The sequence below is a fragment of the Neisseria sp. HMSC070A01 genome, from assembly GCF_001810165.1.
Lineage (GTDB): Bacteria > Pseudomonadota > Gammaproteobacteria > Burkholderiales > Neisseriaceae > Neisseria.
The window spans coordinates 5,201-22,840 of sequence record NZ_KV800131.1; the positions used below are offsets into that span (position 1 = coordinate 5,201).

Below are 17,640 nucleotides of genomic sequence, written 5' to 3' on the forward strand. Positions count from 1 at the left end.
CGTCTGAAACCAATTGGTTTCAGACGGCCTTTTTATATATCAACACTTAAATTAATTTTCGTTGAGGGTAGGTAATGGGAATAAAAAAAGAGCCTGCATAAAACAGGCTCTTTTTCATACTAATCCGAAGATTAGAATTTGTGACGCAGGCCAACCAAACCAGAGATGGTTTCAACTTTGTGAGGGCCAGACTCAGCACCACGCAACCAGCCGGCAGAAACCAAAGCAGTAGTGCGTTTAGAGAAGTCATAGTCAGCACCAACGATAACTTGGTCGTATTGAGTGCCTTTCAGTTTTTCGCCGTCAACTTTAGCTTTGAAGCCGTGAGCGTAAGAAACGCGAGGAGTTACGTTACCGGCGCGGTAAGCGGCAGTAGCGGCAACTTCGATGGTTTCAGCAGGACGGCTGTCCAAGCCAGCAGCAGTACCGAATACTACGTTAGAAGCGTTAGTACCGGCAGCACGCATAGCAGAAGTTACAACACCGTTAGATTGGGCTTCAGCGTAGTCACCCAAAGTTTCCCAGTTTTTAGCGTATTGACCGGCTACAGATACGAACAGGTTGTTAGCATCGTAACCACCTACCAAGCGGTGTACGTGACCGTCTTTTTCAGAAACGGCGTTTTTACGGAAACCACCGGCGTATTGACCGAAGAAGCCAGAGTTTTCGTAGTTCAGGCCAGCGTAGTAAGTGTCACGGGTAGCGTCGTTGTGAGTGTATTTGTCAGAAGGGTTAGCGTTGTCGCGTGGAGTGTATTGTACGCTTGCGCTGAAGCCTGAGAATACAGGGCTGTCGTAGCGTACAGATACTGCACGTTCGTCAACACGGGTAAATACAGACATATTCAAAGCGCCGTTGTTGCTTTCCCATTGGTCAACATTGTCGCTAGAGTCTTTAACAGTAGAGTTTAATTTACCGGCACGAATTTTACCGAAGCCACCTTCCAAACCGATGAAGGATTCGCGAGAAGCCCACTCTTTGTCGCCACCGGCGATAGAAGTGTTTTGTTCAACTTGCCAGATGGCATTCAGGTTGTTACCCAAGTGTTCGTGGCCTTTAAAGCCGATACGTGAGCCGAAGTCAGCGATTTCGGTAGCAGTTTTAGAGCTTTTCTCGTGACCCAGTTTAGCAGCAGTTTGTTCACCCAATTTTACTTTGGATACTTCAACGCCAGCTTTAATTTGACCGTACAGAGTTACGTCAGCCATAGCTGCAACAGGCAGAGCCGCCAGAGTCAGGGCAATCAGTGATTTTTTCATTGCTGTTTTCCTTTTTTAAGTGTGAAGAAGCGAGCATTCGTTCTTCTTATTACGATATCGTTCTCTTTCAACGATTCCATGACCATAATATAAAGGTTATGGCCTAGGAAAACAAATTTTCCTCTTGTTTTGAGTGATTTTTGCGGGGAAACGTTGTTTTTTACAGACAGGGTGGAAGTGGGAGACTGCCTTTTATTTTGTAATGTGTTTTTCTAAAAGGGAATTTTGGGATGGCTATAAAATATGGGGTATATAGAATTGGGTTGTGAATATTGTTTATCGCGTTTTCAGACGGCCTTATCGTGTATTGGGTTTGCAAATATATAAAAAACCTGCCTGATTGCTCGGGCAGGTTTTATTTGATTGAAAGACAGATTAGTTTTTGTCTTGGTCAACCAGTTTGTTTTTGGCAATCCAAGGCATCATAGAACGCAGTTGAGCGCCGACTTTTTCAATTTGGTGATCAGCGGTCAGACGGCGACGGGCTGTCATGCTGGCATAGTTGACGGCACCTTCTTGGATGAACATTTTAGCGTATTCGCCGGTTTGGATGCGTTTGAGGGCATTGCGCATGGCTTCGCGGGATTTGTCGTTGATGACTTCGACGCCGGTTACGTATTCGCCGTACTCTGCATTGTTGGAAATGGAGTAGTTCATGTTGGCGATGCCGCCTTCGTAAATCAGGTCAACGATGAGCTTCATTTCGTGCAGGCATTCGAAGTAGGCCATTTCTGGGGCGTAGCCTGCTTCGGTCAGGGTTTCGAAGCCGGTTTTGATCAATTCGACCACGCCGCCGCACAATACGGCTTGTTCGCCGAAGAGGTCGGTTTCGGTTTCTTCGCGGAAGTTGGTTTCGATTACGCCGCCTTTGGTGCCGCCGTTGGCTGCGGCGTAAGACAGGGCGATGTCGCGTGCTTTGTCGCTTTTATCTTGGTAAACGGCGATCAGGGAAGGCACGCCGCCGCCTTTCAGGAATTCGCTGCGCACGGTGTGGCCTGGGCCTTTAGGGGCAACCATGATAACGTCGAGGTCGGCACGGGGTACGATTTGGTTGTAGTGTACGTTGAAGCCGTGAGCGAATGCCAATACTGCGCCTTCTTTCAAGTTTGGCTCGATTTCGTTTTTGTATACGATAGGTTGGTTTTCGTCAGGCAACAGAATCATCACAACGTCGGCTGCTTTGGTTGCTTCGGCAACGGTGCGCACGTCGTGGCCGGCTGCTTCGGCTTTTTTCCAAGAGCCGCCTTGGCGCAGACCGATGACGACATTTACGCCGGAATCTTTCAGGTTTGCTGCGTGTGCGTGACCTTGTGAGCCGTAACCGATGATGGCAACGGTTTTGCCTTTGATCAGAGAAAGGTCAGCGTCTTTATCGTAATAAACTTGCATTTTATTTCCTTAGTGTAAGAGGGTTCCGGACAATCCGGGTTGAGTTAAAAGTAATAGGGGGTTAAGCAGGGACTTGGTTCATCAAGACGATTTCCAATGCTTCGGTTTTTCCTTCGATGGATTTGACGAAGTTTTGGAAATGTTCGCTGGCATTGTGTTCGTCAATAGCTGCTTGGGATTTCCAATTTTCTACGAATACGAAACGGTTGGGTTTGCCGATTTCTTGGTGCAGGTCGTAGCTGATGTTGCCTTCTTCTGCACGGCTGGCTTTGACCAATTCTTTAAATTGGGCAGCCAGAACCTCGGTGTATTCGGGTTTGACGGTAACTAATGCAACGATTTGGATGCTTGACATGTTTGTCTCCTGCTGTTTTTCAGACGGCCTTTGTTGAAAGTAACAGGCCGTCTGAACGATACAGCGTTAAATTTTCAAAATACGCTCGCCGCGGCCGATGCCGGCTGCGCCTGTACGTACGGTTTCCAAAATTTGAGCACGACCGACTGTTTCGAGGAAAGAGTCGAGTTTTTCGGTAGAACCTGTGATTTCGATGGTATAGCTGCGGTCTGTTACGTCAATAACGCTGCCGCGGTAGATTTCGGTCAATCGCAGGAATTCGTCGCGGTCTTTGCCGACGGCGCGGACTTTTACCAACATCAGTTCGCGTTCGACAAAACGGCTTTCGTTCAAGTCAACCACTTTGACAACTTCAATCAGTTTGTTGAGTTGTTTGGTGATTTGCTCGATAACGTGCTCATCGCCGTGGGTAACAATGGTCATACGGGACAAGGTTTTGTCTTCGGTTGGGGCTACGGCCAGGGAGTCGATGTTGTAATCGCGTGCGGAGAACAAACCTACCACACGGCTCATCGCACCTGATTCGTTTTCCATCAGAATAGATAAGATATGTCGCATTTCTTTCTCCTTACGCTTTTGCAATATCGCGCATGTGCGGCGGCAGAACCATTTCATCCAAACCTTTGCCGTTGCCGACCATAGGCAGTACGTTTTGTTTCTTGTCTGTCAAAAAGTCGAGGAATACCAAACGGTCTTTTTGGTTTAATGCTTCCAACAGGGCGCCTTCGACGTCGGATTTTTTGTCCACACGGATGCCGATATGGCCGTAGGATTCGGCCAGTTTGACAAAGTCGGGCAATGAATCGAAATAGGTTTCCGATTCGCGGTTGCCATAATACAGCTCCTGCCATTGGCGAACCATACCCAAATAGCCATTGTTCAATGTAACGACATTGATGGGGACATTATATTGGAAGCAGGTGGACAGCTCTTGGATATTCATTTGAATAGAGCCTTCGCCTGTGATACAGAAGACGTCTTGTTCCGGAGCCGCCAGTTTGGCACCGAGGGCGTAAGGCAGGCCTACACCCATCGTACCCAGACCGCCGGAATTGAGCCATTGGCGGGGACGCTCGAATGGATAATATTGAGCGGCAAACATTTGGTGTTGGCCAACGTCGGAAGTAATAATGGCTGAGTTTTTGGTAATTTCTGCCAGTTTTTGAACAACGTATTGCGGTTTAATAATTTCGCTGTCGTTTTCAAACCACAGGCAGTTGTGCGAACGCCATTCTTCGATGGTTTTCCACCATTTGTCCAATGAGTCAGCTGAAGGCGCAGTTTCTTGTTTGCCCCACAGATGAATTATTTCGGTCAATACGTTTTTAACATCGCCGACAATCGGAATGTCCACTTTAACGCGTTTGGCAATGCTGGATGGGTCGATGTCGATATGGATGATTTTTTTGGGTTTGTCTAAAAATTTTGACGGTACGGAAACAACGCGGTCGTCAAAGCGCGCACCGATTGCCAAAACGACGTCTGCATTTTGCATCGCCAAATTGGCCTCGTAGGTACCGTGCATGCCCAACATGCCCAAGAATTGGCGGTCGCTGGAAGGGTAAGCGCCTAAACCCATTAATGTGCCAGTACAGGGTACGCCGGTCATGCGGATAAATTGGGTCATTTCCTCGGAGGCATTGCCCAATACCACGCCGCCGCCGAAGTAAACGATGGGGCGTTTGGCAGAAGCCAGCATTTGTACGGCTTTTTTAATTTGGCCGATGTGGCCTTGTACAACCGGTTGGTAGGAGCGGATGAAGATGTCTTCTTGCGGATAGCTGAATTTGGCCATCGCTTGGGTTACGTCTTTAGGAATATCGACGACAACGGGGCCCGGACGGCCGCTGGCGGCAATTTGGAAGGCTTTTTTAATCGTATCAGCCAGCTCGCCAATATTGGTAACCAAAAAGTTGTGTTTAACACAAGGGCGGGTGATTCCGACCGTATCCACTTCTTGGAACGCATCTGTACCGATGAGGGAGTTGCCCACTTGGCCGCTGATGACGACCAGGGGGATAGAATCGCTGTACGCGGTGGCAATGCCGGTCAATGCGTTGGTTACGCCCGGGCCGGAAGTTACCAAGGCTACACCGACTTTGCCGCTGACGCGGGCATAGGCATCTGCCGCATGTACGGCTGCCTGCTCATGGCGGGTTAGAATGTGCTTGAATTTGTTGAGTTGGAAAATGGCATCGTAGATTTCGATAACCGCACCACCGGGATAGCCGAATACGTATTCAACACCTTCGGCTTTGAGACTTTGCACGACGATTTGTGCGCCTGATAATTGCATATTGACCTCTTTTATGCGGTTTCTAACCAATAGGAACAATCCGCCTCACCACAGCACCTGTAATGCAATTCCGCCAAGCAGCGATTTAGGGTACGCGCATTGAGGGAATACGGCGACAGTCAGACTGTCCAAACAATTGGAAAGGAACACAGAGTTTGTGAAAAAGAGTAGAAAAGATAACGCAAACCGACTGTTCAATCAAGATAAAATCTTTCATCTTTTAACATTTGAAACGGGAAAATAGATTGAAGGTTGATTTTAAAGAAATAAAAAAACAGTTTTATTGATCTTGGTGTGGATGGATTGTTGACAGTTTGAGTAAGGAGAAGGTTTTTTTGCAAATGACGAATAGCAAAAAACCTCTTGACTGAATCAAGAGGTTTTTTAAATTTGGTGCCCAGGGTCGGACTCGAACCGACACACCTTGCGGCGGGGGATTTTGAGTCCCCTGCGTCTACCAATTTCGCCACCTGGGCTAGCGAAGAAGTCGTCATTATAGCGAGTTCTCGAATCTTGTAAAGCGGTATTTGAAAAAAAATTGAATTATTTTTATATTTGTTTGATTTTTAATGAATTAAACTTTTTGAGTTTAATGCCTGTCCAAATGGAAGGCAGGTTTTTAAAACAAAAAAACGGTATTTATCTACAAAAAGGGCTACTTTTAATGTGTCAAACGCGTTAATATGAAGATGTTTTGTTTTTAGACTGGCCGGGTGGTTGTTTGGCCTTATTTATTTGAAACGGTTTTGGAGAAAATTTATGCTTTCCGTCACACGAACTTTCTTACTCAGTGCTATTGCGTTGGCCACCCTGGCTGCTTGTCATCCTAAAGAGGAAGCCAAAGAGGCTTCTTCGGCGCCTGCCGCTTCTGCCGCACCTGCCGCTTCCGGTGAATCTACTGCCAAAGCGCAAGCGCGTGGTACCGATATGCGCAAAGAAGACATTGGCGGCGATTTTACGTTGACCGATGGCGACGGCAAACCTTTCAGCCTGAGTGATTTGAAAGGCAAAGTGGTTATCCTGTCTTTCGGTTATACCCACTGTCCTGACGTGTGCCCGACCGAGTTGCTGACTTACAGCGACACTTTGAAACAATTGGGCGACCAGGCTAAAGACGTGAAAGTGGTATTCGTCAGCATCGACCCTGAGCGCGATACGCCTGAAGTAATCGGCAAATACGCCAAACAGTTCAACCCTGATTTTATCGGACTGACGGCCACCGGCGATCAAAGCCTGCCTGTCATCAAACAGCAATACCGTGTGGTATCGGCTAAAGTGAACCAAAAAGAAGACAGTGAAAACTATTTGGTCGACCACTCTTCAGGCGCATATTTGATTGATAAAAACGGCGAAGTGGCGATTTTCTCGCCTTACGGCAGCGAGCCTGAAACGATTGCAGCCGATGTGAAAACTTTATTGTAAAATCGTAGTTGAGGCCGTCTGAAATGGGTTGTAGATTTCAGACGGCCTTCTTGCTTTTGATACGGCAAAGGAAAAGAAAAAAATGACCGACACACTTTTAACGATTGCTTTATCCAAAGGACGGATTTTTGAGGAAACCCTGCCGCTGTTGGCCGCAGCCGGTATTGTGCCTGCGGAAGAGCCGGAAAAGTCGCGCAAGCTGATTATTGGTACCAATCATGACAACATCCGTTTGGTGATTGTGCGCGCGACTGATGTGCCGACTTATGTGCAATATGGTGCGGCGGACTTCGGCATTGCCGGGAAGGATGTGCTGATCGAGCATGGCGGAGACGGTTTGTATCAACCTTTGGATTTGCACATCGCCTCATGCCGCATGATGGTTGCGGTTAAAAAAGGTTTTGATTATGCCGCTGCTTCCCAACCCGGCAGCCGCTTGCGGATTGCCACCAAATATCCCGACATCGCCGCCGAACATTTTGCCGGCAAAGGTGTGCATGTGGACATCATCAAACTGTACGGCTCGATGGAGCTTGCGCCTTTGGTCGGTTTGAGCGACGCGATTGTTGATTTGGTTTCCAGCGGCAATACATTGAAGGCCAATGGTTTGGAAGCTGTAGAACATGTGGCTGATATTTCCAGCCGCTTGGTGGTCAACAAGGCGGCATTGAAAACCAAATATGCGCTGTTGAATCCGATTATTCAGGCATTTGAAAATGCCGCTAAGGCCGTCTGAAAATTTTGGATAGATATTGCAAACCTGTTTGCCAACCCAGTTTGAAAGCCCCGTCATGATGCAAAGCAAACCGACACTCGATACGATTCTTTCCCATCGCTCCATCCGCAGGTTTACTTCCGAGCCGATTACCGATGAAATCCTCGATACGCTGGTGCGTGCGGGGCAGCAGGCTTCGACTTCCAACAACCTGCAATGCGTTTCCATCATCCGCGTATCCGACCTTGCGCTGAGGCAGGGAATACATGAAGCGGCTGGAAGCGCACCTTATATTGTCCATTGTGCGGAATTTTTATTGTTTTGCATTGATTTCTCCAAACACAAGGCAATGTTTCCCGATGCGCAAATTGATTGGGCGGAAGTCACCCTGATTGGCGCGGTCGATGCAGGCATTATGGCGCAAAACGTCTTGCTAGCTGCCGAATCGCTTGGGCTGGGTGGCGTGTATATCGGCGCATTGCGCAATAATGCGCAAAAAGTGTCGGACGTATTGAGCCTGCCGGATTATTGCGTGCCTTTGGTGGGACTCTGCCTTGGTTATCCCGACCAAGACCCGCCGTTCAAACCGCGCCTGCCGAAGGAAATGGTGTACGCCGAAAACGCCTGCCCAAGCCTGAATGCCGATGCGGTTGAAACCTATAATCAGGCCGTGGCGGATTATTATGAGTTACGCAAGGGCAGCCCGATACCTTGGAAGGAATCGCTGGCCAAAACCTTGGGCAATCCCGTGCGGCCGCATATGTTGGCGTTTTTGCAGAAAAAAGGTTTTTTGAAAAGATAATGTTCAGACGGCCTGTATGTGGCTGAGGCCGTCTGAACATAAGAACTGGAAAAGAAATATATAAAGATAATTCTCAGTTGCGCTGGTTAAGTAGGTCTATTCCAATCGGTTTAAGTGCTTGGGATAAACAGAAATGACTTCATAGCTGATGTTGTTGAGGAAGAATAGAGAGATGCGATGCTTCAGATATTTAAGCAGTTATTTAGTAAAAAATCCCAAAAATCTCAAGAGCGTGAGTCAATACTTCCCCGTAATCGCTTTGCGGATCTAGATTTTGAGCGAGTGTTGAAGTCAGGAACTCGTTGTTGTGTTGATGAAGATGGGCACTATGCTGAGGATGGTAAAATCACATTATTTGAATTTTCTATAGACTTTGCAGAATTTGAGTTCATAGGTGATTTCAAAATTGAGGAGGAAGACCAGTTTAAGCAACTATTAGCTCGTTTAAATAGTATTGACAATGCCATTCAGTCCTATTTGGAAAGTGAGATGCAACAACCCATCCCTCAGTTTGCCAAGAATCTCGGCTATACTCAGAAGAGGTGGGAGAAAACCTTTTACTTCCATCCTTGGATATTAAGTTTTGATGAAAATCCTCCTAATCTTCGCTATGTTGCCGATTATGTAAATGATGAGTTTACGGTTTTTTTTGCTAAAAAACATGGTAGATGGAAGGTATACTGGGATGAAAAGTGCCAAAACGTGATCAAAGAATAGCTAGGTAGGATTTTCGTAGAGATATAGAAACAAAGAAGAGAGCAAACCATGAAGAAACTCGACACTCAATCCCCTGATTTTCAAGCCGGACTCAAAGCGTTACTTGCTTTTGAAACCGCGCAAAATCCTGAAATAGACCGTATTGTCGCCGACATCTGCGCCGATGTTCAAAAACGCGGCGATGCAGCGTTGATTGAATATACCAACCGCTTTGACGGTACATCCGCTCAAACCATCGACGATTTAATCCTGACGCAAGACGATTTGCAGTCTGCGTTTGAGCGTTTGCCCGAAAACATTCAGACGGCCTTGAAAACAGCCGCGAGACGGGTGGAAAGCTACCATAAACACCAAAAAATGGAGTCGTGGACTTACGAAGACGAAGACGGCACGCTTTTGGGCCAACAGATTACGCCGCTTGACCGTGTCGGTATTTATGTTCCGGGCGGTAAAGCCGCTTATCCGAGTTCCGTCATCATGAACGCCATGCCTGCCCACGTTGCCGGCGTGAAAGAAATCATCATGGTTGTTCCCACTCCGAAAGGCGAGCGCAACGATATTGTGTTGGCGGCTGCTTTTGTGGCTGGTGTAACCAAAGTGTTTACGGTCGGCGGCGCGCAGGCAGTTGCGGCTTTGGCTTATGGTACGGAATCTGTGCCTCAAGTCGATAAGATTACCGGCCCGGGCAATGCTTTTGTCGCTGCGGCCAAACGACGCGTGTTCGGTGTGGTCGGCATTGATATGGTGGCAGGGCCGTCTGAAATTTTGGTGATTGCCGATGGTACGACGCCTGCCGATTGGGTGGCGATGGATTTGTTCAGTCAGGCGGAACACGATGAAATTGCACAAGCGATTTTGATCGGTACTTCCCAAGCGTATTTGGACGAAGTTCAGACGGCCATGAACCGCCTGATTGAAACCATGCCGCGCCGTGCGATTATTGAAGCTTCATTGGGCAACCGCGGCGCAATGATTTTGGCTAAAGACTTGGACGAAGCCTGCGAAATCGCCAACCATATTTCTCCCGAACACTTGGAATTGTCGGTTGAGAATCCGCAAGAGTGGGCGAAAAAAATCCGCCACGCCGGCGCGATTTTCATGGGACGCTATACCAGTGAAAGCCTGGGCGACTATTGCGCCGGCCCCAACCACGTTTTGCCGACCAGCCGCACGGCGCGTTTCTCTTCTCCTTTGGGAACATATGATTTCCAAAAACGCTCCAGTCTGATTCAGGTTTCAGAACAAGGCGCGCAGAAATTGGGCAAAACCGCCAGCGTGTTGGCGCATGGCGAAAGTTTGACTGCGCACGCCAGAGCGGCTGAGTTCCGTTTGAAAGACAATCCGTAAGAAATCAAAAAGGGCATCTAAACAGATGCCCTTTTTATTGTGATGAAGGTTTGGCCGATAAGGCATCAGGCCGTCTGAAAACAGGTTTAACGGTTTTTCAGCCAGTCATTACGCATTTGTGCGGCTTCTTCAAAATAACGGTAAAGCTCGGTTTTGTTGCCGTCTGAAAGGAGTTGTTCCAATTTGGATAATTGTTCTTTCAAATCTCCGGTCAGTTTGAGCAGGGCAGGGCGGTTGGCCAGGCAGATGTCTGTCCAGACGGCAGGGTGGCTGGAGGCAATGCGGGTAAAGTCGCGAAAGCCGGTGGCGGCATAGGGGAGATAGTCTTTGCCGTGCGGATGGTCGAACAAAGCGTGGACATAGGCAAAGGCGGCCAAATGCGGTAAGTGGGAAACGGCGGCAAAAATATTGTCATGTTCTTCGGCACTCATGGTGAAAATCTGCGAACCAACCGCCTGCCACAGGCTTTTCAACCGTCTTAGGCCGTCTGAAGCCTCTTGGCCGTGCAAGGTAATGATCAGGCGGCTGTTTTGAAACAAACCGCAACGCGCGGATTTTGCGCCGCTTTGATCCGAACCTGCAATCGGGTGGGCGGCAAAACATTGCGGCAGGCGTTCGGACAAATGGGTGCGGAAGGCATTGAGTGCCGATTGTTTGGTGCTGCCGACATCGGAAACGCAGGCCGTTTCTTTTAAGAAAGGCTTGATGTCGCGGCATACGTCAGGCAGGACGGAGACCGGCGTGGCAATCAAAACCAAATCGGCATTGCCGATGCTTTCGGCGCAAATATTCGGGCAGGCATGGTCGATGATGCCGCAGTCGAGCGCGTAATTGAGGTTGTCGGCATTGGTGTCGATGCCGGTAACGCTTTGCACCAGCCCCAAGCGTTTGAGGTCGAGCATGAACGAACCGCCGATTAAACCGACGCCGATAAGGGTAATGTGGGGGAAGAAGGCGGAAGTGTTCATGGTTTGCATCCGGTTTAAGTGGAAAAGCTTATTTTAATCTGTCATCGAGGCCGTCTGAAAGATGGAATCAAGGTTTCAGACGGCCTTTTTTAGGGTCGATTTTTCATGATTTAGGCATAGAAAAATCCGTTTAGTAGGATCATGTAACCGATTATCAGATTTTCATACACTAAAATAATCATCTGAATTAGTATAACGTCTTAAAGTAAGTAATTGGTATCTTAAAGTAAATTATTACATCATATTTTATTCTGATTGGTATCGGATAAAATAATTCACTCAGAAAGAAGGAATTTATGAGTTTTTCACAAACCGAATTAGTCAATGCAATGCATTTGCTTTCCACCCGCCTGCCTCAATTTCCCGAGCAGCAAAACCAAGTATCCCGCATGTTGCGCATTGTAACCGAACGTTTGAGCAGCCATTTGAATGAAAACCTGAAAGCGTTCGGCATCAATGAAAATCTGTGGTTCTCCCTGATGGCGGTTTACGTCAGCCCAAACAGCGAAATCCTGCCTTCGCGCTTGAGCGACCTGATGGACTTGACGCGCACCAGTGCCACACGCCTGTCGGACGATATGGTTGAACGCGGCTGGGTAGAGCGTTATATCAATCAAAAAGACCGCCGTCAGATTGTGCTAAAATTGACCCCTTCGGGTGAGACCTTCATCCACGAAGTATGGCCGCAAATTGCCCGTCAGAGCGGCCAAGCGTGGGAAGATTTCACGAAAGAGGATTATGATACGCTGCAACACCTGTTGGGTAAACTGTTGAACCGTTTGGGCAATTGACAACAGAAGGCCTGATGGTCTGCGGCAGGCACACATAAACGGAGTCTGTATGAAATTAGGTTTGGTCAAATCAAGCGTATGCGTTGCCGCAGTTTCGCTGTTGGCGGCATGTGCGCCTTTCGGCAAACAGTCGCCTTTGGATGAGACAACAGCCTATCCGCTGCCGCAAGGCCAATCTGCCGCTACTGCCCAAGACGGCTGGTGGATGAAGCTGAAAGATGAAAAATTAAACAATTTGATTGCTTCCGCCATTCAGACGTCTACCAATCTGCGTGTCGTCAAGGCAAGGTTTGAGCAGGCTCAGGCGCAGCTGGGCGTTGTAGGAGCCGCAAACAAACCGCAAGTCGGCTTGGGTGTTACAGGTCTGGGTGCTTATGTTTCACCCAAACCTCAAGCCGGTATGATCGATACCGACCATACATTGGTTTTGGCGAACGCAGCCTTGCAAGGCAGCTTGGTTTTTGACTTTTGGGGTAAAAACCGAGAGCAGATTCAAGCCGTTTTGGGAAAAAGCCGGGCGGCGGTATATGAAGCGCAGCATGTCCACACCGAGCTGGCTCATGCCGTTGCTGCACAATATTTTGCGTGGCAGATGGCGACAGAACAACTGGCGCTGCTGGATACGCGTATAGAGCTGGCGGATAAAGCATTGAAACTGATGCAACAACGCGTTAAAGCGCAGCTGGCGCCTGCTGATGCGTTGCACGCTCTGGAAATGGCGCAACAACAATTGCAGCTTGAAAAATCGGCATGGACTCAGAAAAACGAGAAAATCCGCAACAGTTTGGCTGTATTGACCGGCCGTGTACCGGGCGCATTGAATGGACAAGTTCCGGAAAAAATGGCGGCTGTGCCGTCATTGCCAGTTAGCCGTATTGAAGCGGATTTGCTGGCGGCCCGCCCTGATATCGCGGCACAAAAAGCCTTGCTTGAAGAGAAATGGCATATCGTCAAATCAACCGAAGCAGAGTTTTATCCGAATATTGAGTTGAAAGTTTTGGCAGGCATGACGCATATTGATGCGTTCAATCTGATTCGCGGACGGACATCCGGTATGTTGGGCATTGTTCCGGCTTTGAATCTGCCATTGTTTACTTCCGGCGCGCTGCAATCCAAATTGGCAGGCAAACGCGCCCAATATAACGAGCAGGTTGCCGTGTACGACCAAACTGTTTTGAACGCCATGCGTTCGGCGGCAGATGCCGTCGTAGATTATCAAAGCTTGAAAAGTCGACAAGATACTTGGAACAAGATGGTCAATATTGCAGATAAATCTGTGCAAAATGCGAAAGGACGCGTTCGTGCAGGCTTGGATAACGGCTTGACTGCCTTGCAAAAACAAGACGAAGCTGTGCGTACGAAAATGTCGGCAGTCCAATACCATGCAGAATATCTGACAGCTTGGAGTAACCTCAATGCCCAATTGGGCGGAGGCTTTAAATTAAATAAGAAATAAACGGTTTATCAAACGGCAGGCCGTCTGAAAGTGATTTCAGACGGCCTTTTGCTTACCTTATTTACATTTGCTACCGGAAGAAATTATTGTAATGAATAGAGTGTAACTATAAAATATGACCCTTTAGCGCGTTAAACGCGCGTATTGGGGGCTGATGGTATAAGTCAGCTACCCGACAAGACAATAATATCGTTATCACATGTGCAGAATTTAAAGTTGGGACTTATGGATACTCAATCAGAAAAAAATAATGTCCAAAATGAAACGGAAGTAGCCGCTTCCGGCGCAAAAACGCATCGCAAACGCAATTTGGTTATCGTTACACTCCTATTCCTTATTACGGCAGCCGTAGTTGCTTTGGCGTATTTCCTGTTTTGGCAGCATGAAGAAGAAACGGAAGATGCTTATGTGGCCGGTCATTTGGTGATGATTACGCCGCAGGTGAACGGCACGGTGCGCAAAGTCATGTATGACGATACGGATGTCGTGAAAAAAGGCGATGTTTTGGTGGCTTTGGACGACAGCGATTTTCAGCTGGCATACGATCGCGCGCAAAATGAATTGATTCAGGCCATCCGTCAAAATAAACAGCAAACTGCGGTCAATTCAAAAGCCAAAGCGCAAGTATTGTTGCGCAAAGCCGATTTGGCCCGTGCGCAAGCCGATTTGCGCCGCCGCGAATCTTTGGCGGGTACGGAAGCGGTTTCCGGCGAAGAACTCAGCCATGCACGCGCCGCTGTGGTTCAGGCTCAGGCTGCATTGAAAGCGGTTGAGGCGGAAGAAGTTTCTGCTCAGGCAGCGTTGGGCAGCAATATTCCGCTGCGCCAACAACCGGCGGTTCAGACGGCCATCAGCCACATCAAAGACGCTTGGCTGAATCTGCAACGTACGCAAATCCGTTCGCCAATCAGCGGTCAAATTGCCAAACGCAATGTCCAAGTCGGTCAACGTATCGCGCAAGGTACGCCGATGATGGCCGTTGTACCTCTGTCTGAATTGTGGGTGGATGCCAACTTTAAAGAATCGCAACTGCGCAAAATGAAAATCGGCCAGCCTGTTGAAATGACAGCCGATTTGTACGGCAGCAAAGTGGTTTACCATGGCAAGGTAATGGGCTTGTCGGCCGGTACGGGCAGCGCGTTCTCATTACTGCCGGCACAAAACGCAACGGGCAACTGGATTAAAGTTGTGCAACGTGTACCGGTGCGTATCAGTTTGGATGCTAAAGAATTGCAACAAAATCCGCTCCGTGTCGGTTTGTCGATGACTGTTAAAGTCGATGTTGCCGAGAAGGGCAGCGGTAAAGCCATGACTGCCGAAGCAGAACGAAATACTGCGCTGCCGGAAACGGAAAGTGTGGATTGGAAAGCCGCCGATGCTTTAGTCGATAAAATCTTCGAGCAATATGCAAAATAATCTTTTCAGACGGCCTGGGTCTTTTATTGAAGGCTCAGGCCGTCTGAAACATTGATTCTCTTCAATCGACCGCTTTGGCGGTTGTCTTATAGTTTAAAAATATGAATTATCCGCCGTTACAAGGGTTTAAGCTGGTGTTGGCAACGTTGGCGCTCAGCTTGGCCGTATTTATGGAAGTCTTGGACAGCACCATCGCCAACGTCGCCGTGCCCGTTATCGCAGGAGATTTGGGTGCGGCGACCACGCAGGGCACTTGGGTGATTACCTCATTTGCCGTAGCCAATGCCATTTCTGTCCCCCTGACCGGCTTTTTGGCCAAGCGGTTTGGCGAGGTTAAAATCTTTATTGCTGCCGTGATTGGTTTTGTCGTAACGTCATGGCTGTGTGGTATGGCGCATAATCTTCAAGCCTTGGTTTTTTTCCGTGTATTGCAAGGCTTCATCGCCGGGCCATTGATTCCCTTGTCACAAAGCCTGTTGATGGCTTCCTATCCGCCTGAAAAACGAACATTGGCACTGGCCTTATGGGCGATGACCGTCGTTGTTGCCCCTGTATTGGGGCCGATTTTGGGCGGTTGGATTTCTGACAACTGGCATTGGGGATGGATTTTCTTTATCAATATCCCAATCGGGGTTTTATCCGCTTCCATCGCTTGGAAACAGCTTAGACACAGGGAAACCGAAATCGTCAGGGCGCCGATTGATTACGTCGGGCTGGTGTTGATGATTGTCGGTGTCGGCGCATTGCAAATGATGCTTGATAGGGGCAAGGAATTGGACTGGTTTGCCTCGGAAGAGATTATCGTTTTGGGCGTTACCGCTTTGGTGTTTCTGACCTATTTTATTGTTTGGGAGCTGGGCGAGAAATACCCGATTGTCGATTTGTCATTGTTTAAAAATAGAAACTTCACGATAGGCGTTGTTGCCACATCGTTGGGCTTTATGGTCTATATGGGCACATTGACCCTGCTGCCTTTGGTGTTGCAATCAAATCTCGGCTATACCGCTACTTGGGCCGGTTTGGCTGCTGCACCGGTAGGTTTTCTGCCGATTATTTTATCGCCGATTATCGGTAAGTTTGGTAATCGCGTCGATATGCGCCTGTTTGTCAGTGCCAGCTTCTTAGTGTTTGCCTACACATTCCATTGGCGAACCGATTTTTATGCCGGTATGGATATGAGCAACGTCGTTTGGCCGCAATTTTGGCAGGGTTTAGGCGTAGCCATGTTCTTCCTGCCTTTGACCAGTATCACGCTATCGCATATGAAAGGCAACCAAATTGCCTCGGCCAGTAGCCTGTCTAACTTCTTGCGTGTCTTTATGGGCGGTGTCGGAGTATCCGTTGTCAGCACCATGTGGGAACGGCGCGAAGCTCTGCATCATACTCAGCTGACCGAACATATCAATTCATTGTCCTCAATCAGCAACCAATCTATTCAAGGCATGATGGCCAATGGTCTGAGCAAAGAGCAAGCCCTGGCTGCGATAAATAGCACCATTTCCCAACAAGGCTTTATTATTGGCTCAAATGAAATCTTCTTGGCAGGCAGCATTATATTCATCAGCATGATCCCCATTATTTGGCTGGCAAGACCACCATTTAACGGCTCCAGTGGGGGAGGACATTAAATAAAAGGCCGTCTGAATTTCAGACGGCCTTTTATCTATATATTATTTAAGACTCAATAACAGATCTCTAAATGCATTCGGATCTTTAATAAATGTCATTTCGCCTGATTGAGGAAAATGGAAATCCAGCAGGCGGGACACCCAGAAACGGATACATCCGGCTCTTTGTGCAGTAGGGAAATATACACGTTCTTCATCAGATAAAGGACGTACGCTTTCATAGCCATGGATAAAAGCATCATAAAGAGCAGAGTCTAATTTATTATCGGCTGTCCGCGCCCAGTCGTTAACTGCAATGGCCAAGTCGTACATAAAATTACCATTGCACGCATAATAAAAATCGATAAAGCCGGAAACTTCATCTCCATTAAGCAGTACATTGTCTTTAAATAAATCGGCATGGATAATACCGGAAGGCAAATGTTCTCCAAGATTTTCATCTAAAGCAGCAATTTCAGCTTGAAGCAGTTTGGCATCTTCGCTATCTAAAACCGGGAGTAACTGGGTGCAGGCATCATGCCACCAGCCATCATAACGAGGATTTTTCATTTTTAAAGGAAAATCTTGGCCGGCTAAATGCATTTTGGCTAACATCGCACCAGTGTGGAAACATTGAGCCTCAGTCGGCCAGCCGGTATCGGAGCCATTCAAACAGGTCACCAAACAAGCAGGTTTTCCGGCTAAAATAGAATGCAGTCCACCATCTTTACGAGCAATCGGAGCAGCGCAGGCAACGCCATTTTGGCTCAAGTGTTGGTTTAGCTCTAAAAAGAAAGGCAGTTCCTCTGATTTTAAAACCTCAAAAACAGTCAATACATAACGACCGGTTGAGGTAGTCAGAAAATAATTACTGTTAGTAATCCCTTGGGCAATTCCCTGCAAAGAGACAAAATCTCCCAAATCATATTGCAGCAAGAAATCGCGCATTTGAGCGTCGGAAACACTGGTATAGACAGACATAGCAAACTCGAAGCTGAAATAAAATCAAAGAAACATCATACCAAAAAACAAGCGGCAACAATATAAATTAAAGCATAGGTCAAATTCAAAAGGCCGTCTGAAATACTCTTTCAGACGGC

At 47.9% G+C, this 17,640-nt stretch carries 16 protein-coding genes and 1 tRNA gene; 9 read left to right on the top strand and 8 right to left on the bottom strand.

The features are described 5' to 3' along the window. Nucleotides 1–131: 131 nt before the first annotated feature. From porB to HMPREF2711_RS10545, 6 genes are all read right to left on the bottom strand, one after another. Entirely contained in the window at nt 132–1,259 is a 1,128-nt protein-coding gene (gene porB, locus HMPREF2711_RS10520) for a trimeric porin PorB (RefSeq protein WP_003748475.1), read from the bottom strand. A 375-nt stretch (nt 1,260–1,634) separates the two neighbouring features. Beyond that, a complete protein-coding gene (gene ilvC, locus HMPREF2711_RS10525; RefSeq protein ID WP_003748477.1) occupies nt 1,635–2,648 on the bottom strand; it encodes a ketol-acid reductoisomerase in 1,014 nt (337 codons plus the stop codon). Nucleotides 2,649–2,709: 61 nt separating this feature from the next. Further along, on the bottom strand, nt 2,710–3,003 hold the full coding sequence (locus tag HMPREF2711_RS10530) for a putative quinol monooxygenase (protein ID WP_003748478.1): 294 nt from the start codon (nt 3,001–3,003) through the stop codon (nt 2,710–2,712). 66 nt (nt 3,004–3,069) lie between these two features. After that, nucleotides 3,070–3,561, bottom strand: coding sequence for an acetolactate synthase small subunit (ilvN, locus tag HMPREF2711_RS10535; protein WP_003748480.1), 492 nt, complete (start codon nt 3,559–3,561; stop codon nt 3,070–3,072). A gap of 10 nt (nt 3,562–3,571) precedes the next feature. Next, complete coding sequence (gene ilvB / locus HMPREF2711_RS10540; protein WP_003748481.1) at nt 3,572–5,299, bottom strand: biosynthetic-type acetolactate synthase large subunit; 1,728 nt, start codon at nt 5,297–5,299, stop codon at nt 3,572–3,574. 391 nt (nt 5,300–5,690) lie between these two features. Then, nucleotides 5,691–5,775 (bottom strand) — tRNA-Leu (locus HMPREF2711_RS10545). 283 nt (nt 5,776–6,058) lie between these two features. On the opposite strand from HMPREF2711_RS10545, the gene HMPREF2711_RS10550 reads away from it, so the two are divergent. The 5 genes from HMPREF2711_RS10550 to hisD all read left to right on the top strand — a co-directional run bounded on the left by HMPREF2711_RS10550 (nt 6,059) and on the right by hisD (nt 10,302). Then, nucleotides 6,059–6,721: an SCO family protein gene (locus tag HMPREF2711_RS10550; RefSeq protein ID WP_003748483.1), complete on the top strand. Its 663-nt coding sequence runs from the start codon at nt 6,059–6,061 to the stop codon at nt 6,719–6,721. Between the two features lie 82 nt (nt 6,722–6,803). Then, nucleotides 6,804–7,457 (top strand): ATP phosphoribosyltransferase, encoded by a 654-nt coding sequence (gene hisG / locus HMPREF2711_RS10555; RefSeq protein ID WP_003748485.1) that lies wholly within the window; start codon nt 6,804–6,806, stop codon nt 7,455–7,457. Nucleotides 7,458–7,512: 55 nt separating this feature from the next. Beyond that, on the top strand, nt 7,513–8,238 hold the full coding sequence (gene nfsA, locus HMPREF2711_RS10560) for an oxygen-insensitive NADPH nitroreductase (protein ID WP_003748487.1): 726 nt from the start codon (nt 7,513–7,515) through the stop codon (nt 8,236–8,238). Between the two features lie 177 nt (nt 8,239–8,415). Then, nucleotides 8,416–8,955: a hypothetical protein gene (locus HMPREF2711_RS10565; protein WP_003748489.1), complete on the top strand. Its 540-nt coding sequence runs from the start codon at nt 8,416–8,418 to the stop codon at nt 8,953–8,955. 48 nt (nt 8,956–9,003) lie between these two features. Next, nucleotides 9,004–10,302 carry a histidinol dehydrogenase gene (hisD, locus tag HMPREF2711_RS10570; protein WP_003748491.1) on the top strand — a complete coding sequence of 433 codons (1,299 nt, stop codon included), beginning with the start codon at nt 9,004–9,006 and terminating at the stop codon, nt 10,300–10,302. Between the two features lie 86 nt (nt 10,303–10,388). Here the strand turns inward: hisD and HMPREF2711_RS10575 are convergent, their stop codons facing one another. Continuing rightward, on the bottom strand, nt 10,389–11,270 hold the full coding sequence (locus HMPREF2711_RS10575; protein WP_003748493.1) for a prephenate dehydrogenase: 882 nt from the start codon (nt 11,268–11,270) through the stop codon (nt 10,389–10,391). Between the two features lie 296 nt (nt 11,271–11,566). Here HMPREF2711_RS10575 and HMPREF2711_RS10580 point away from each other — a divergent pair, with 296 nt between their 5' ends. The 4 genes from HMPREF2711_RS10580 to HMPREF2711_RS10595 all read left to right on the top strand — a co-directional run bounded on the left by HMPREF2711_RS10580 (nt 11,567) and on the right by HMPREF2711_RS10595 (nt 16,561). Then, nucleotides 11,567–12,061: a MarR family transcriptional regulator gene (locus tag HMPREF2711_RS10580; protein ID WP_003748495.1), complete on the top strand. Its 495-nt coding sequence runs from the start codon at nt 11,567–11,569 to the stop codon at nt 12,059–12,061. A gap of 49 nt (nt 12,062–12,110) precedes the next feature. Next, a complete protein-coding gene (locus tag HMPREF2711_RS10585) occupies nt 12,111–13,517 on the top strand; it encodes an efflux transporter outer membrane subunit (RefSeq protein ID WP_070616195.1) in 1,407 nt (468 codons plus the stop codon). A gap of 225 nt (nt 13,518–13,742) precedes the next feature. Continuing rightward, nucleotides 13,743–14,933: an HlyD/EmrA/EmrK family protein gene (locus HMPREF2711_RS10590; RefSeq protein WP_070616199.1), complete on the top strand. Its 1,191-nt coding sequence runs from the start codon at nt 13,743–13,745 to the stop codon at nt 14,931–14,933. Between the two features lie 101 nt (nt 14,934–15,034). Then, nucleotides 15,035–16,561 (top strand): DHA2 family efflux MFS transporter permease subunit, encoded by a 1,527-nt coding sequence (locus tag HMPREF2711_RS10595; protein WP_003748501.1) that lies wholly within the window; start codon nt 15,035–15,037, stop codon nt 16,559–16,561. 42 nt (nt 16,562–16,603) lie between these two features. On the opposite strand, the gene thrB is transcribed toward HMPREF2711_RS10595, so the two are convergent. Next, nucleotides 16,604–17,521, bottom strand: a complete 918-nt coding sequence (gene thrB, locus HMPREF2711_RS10600) for a homoserine kinase (RefSeq protein WP_003748502.1) — start codon at nt 17,519–17,521, stop codon at nt 16,604–16,606. Nucleotides 17,522–17,640: the final 119 nt, after the last annotated feature.

What these genes read in the sequence shown, in the direction of transcription:
- porB (WP_003748475.1), bottom strand. Translation starts at nt 1,259, where the DNA reads ATGAAAAAATCACTGATTGCCCTGACTCTGGCGGCTCTGCCTGTTGCA.
- ilvC (WP_003748477.1), bottom strand. Translation starts at nt 2,648, where the DNA reads ATGCAAGTTTATTACGATAAAGACGCTGACCTTTCTCTGATCAAAGGC.
- HMPREF2711_RS10530 (WP_003748478.1), bottom strand. Translation starts at nt 3,003, where the DNA reads ATGTCAAGCATCCAAATCGTTGCATTAGTTACCGTCAAACCCGAATAC.
- ilvN (WP_003748480.1), bottom strand. Translation starts at nt 3,561, where the DNA reads ATGCGACATATCTTATCTATTCTGATGGAAAACGAATCAGGTGCGATG.
- ilvB (WP_003748481.1), bottom strand. Translation starts at nt 5,299, where the DNA reads ATGCAATTATCAGGCGCACAAATCGTCGTGCAAAGTCTCAAAGCCGAA.
- HMPREF2711_RS10550 (WP_003748483.1), top strand. Translation starts at nt 6,059, where the DNA reads ATGCTTTCCGTCACACGAACTTTCTTACTCAGTGCTATTGCGTTGGCC.
- hisG (WP_003748485.1), top strand. Translation starts at nt 6,804, where the DNA reads ATGACCGACACACTTTTAACGATTGCTTTATCCAAAGGACGGATTTTT.
- nfsA (WP_003748487.1), top strand. Translation starts at nt 7,513, where the DNA reads ATGATGCAAAGCAAACCGACACTCGATACGATTCTTTCCCATCGCTCC.
- HMPREF2711_RS10565 (WP_003748489.1), top strand. Translation starts at nt 8,416, where the DNA reads ATGCTTCAGATATTTAAGCAGTTATTTAGTAAAAAATCCCAAAAATCT.
- hisD (WP_003748491.1), top strand. Translation starts at nt 9,004, where the DNA reads ATGAAGAAACTCGACACTCAATCCCCTGATTTTCAAGCCGGACTCAAA.
- HMPREF2711_RS10575 (WP_003748493.1), bottom strand. Translation starts at nt 11,270, where the DNA reads ATGAACACTTCCGCCTTCTTCCCCCACATTACCCTTATCGGCGTCGGT.
- HMPREF2711_RS10580 (WP_003748495.1), top strand. Translation starts at nt 11,567, where the DNA reads ATGAGTTTTTCACAAACCGAATTAGTCAATGCAATGCATTTGCTTTCC.
- HMPREF2711_RS10585 (WP_070616195.1), top strand. Translation starts at nt 12,111, where the DNA reads ATGAAATTAGGTTTGGTCAAATCAAGCGTATGCGTTGCCGCAGTTTCG.
- HMPREF2711_RS10590 (WP_070616199.1), top strand. Translation starts at nt 13,743, where the DNA reads ATGGATACTCAATCAGAAAAAAATAATGTCCAAAATGAAACGGAAGTA.
- HMPREF2711_RS10595 (WP_003748501.1), top strand. Translation starts at nt 15,035, where the DNA reads ATGAATTATCCGCCGTTACAAGGGTTTAAGCTGGTGTTGGCAACGTTG.
- thrB (WP_003748502.1), bottom strand. Translation starts at nt 17,521, where the DNA reads ATGTCTGTCTATACCAGTGTTTCCGACGCTCAAATGCGCGATTTCTTG.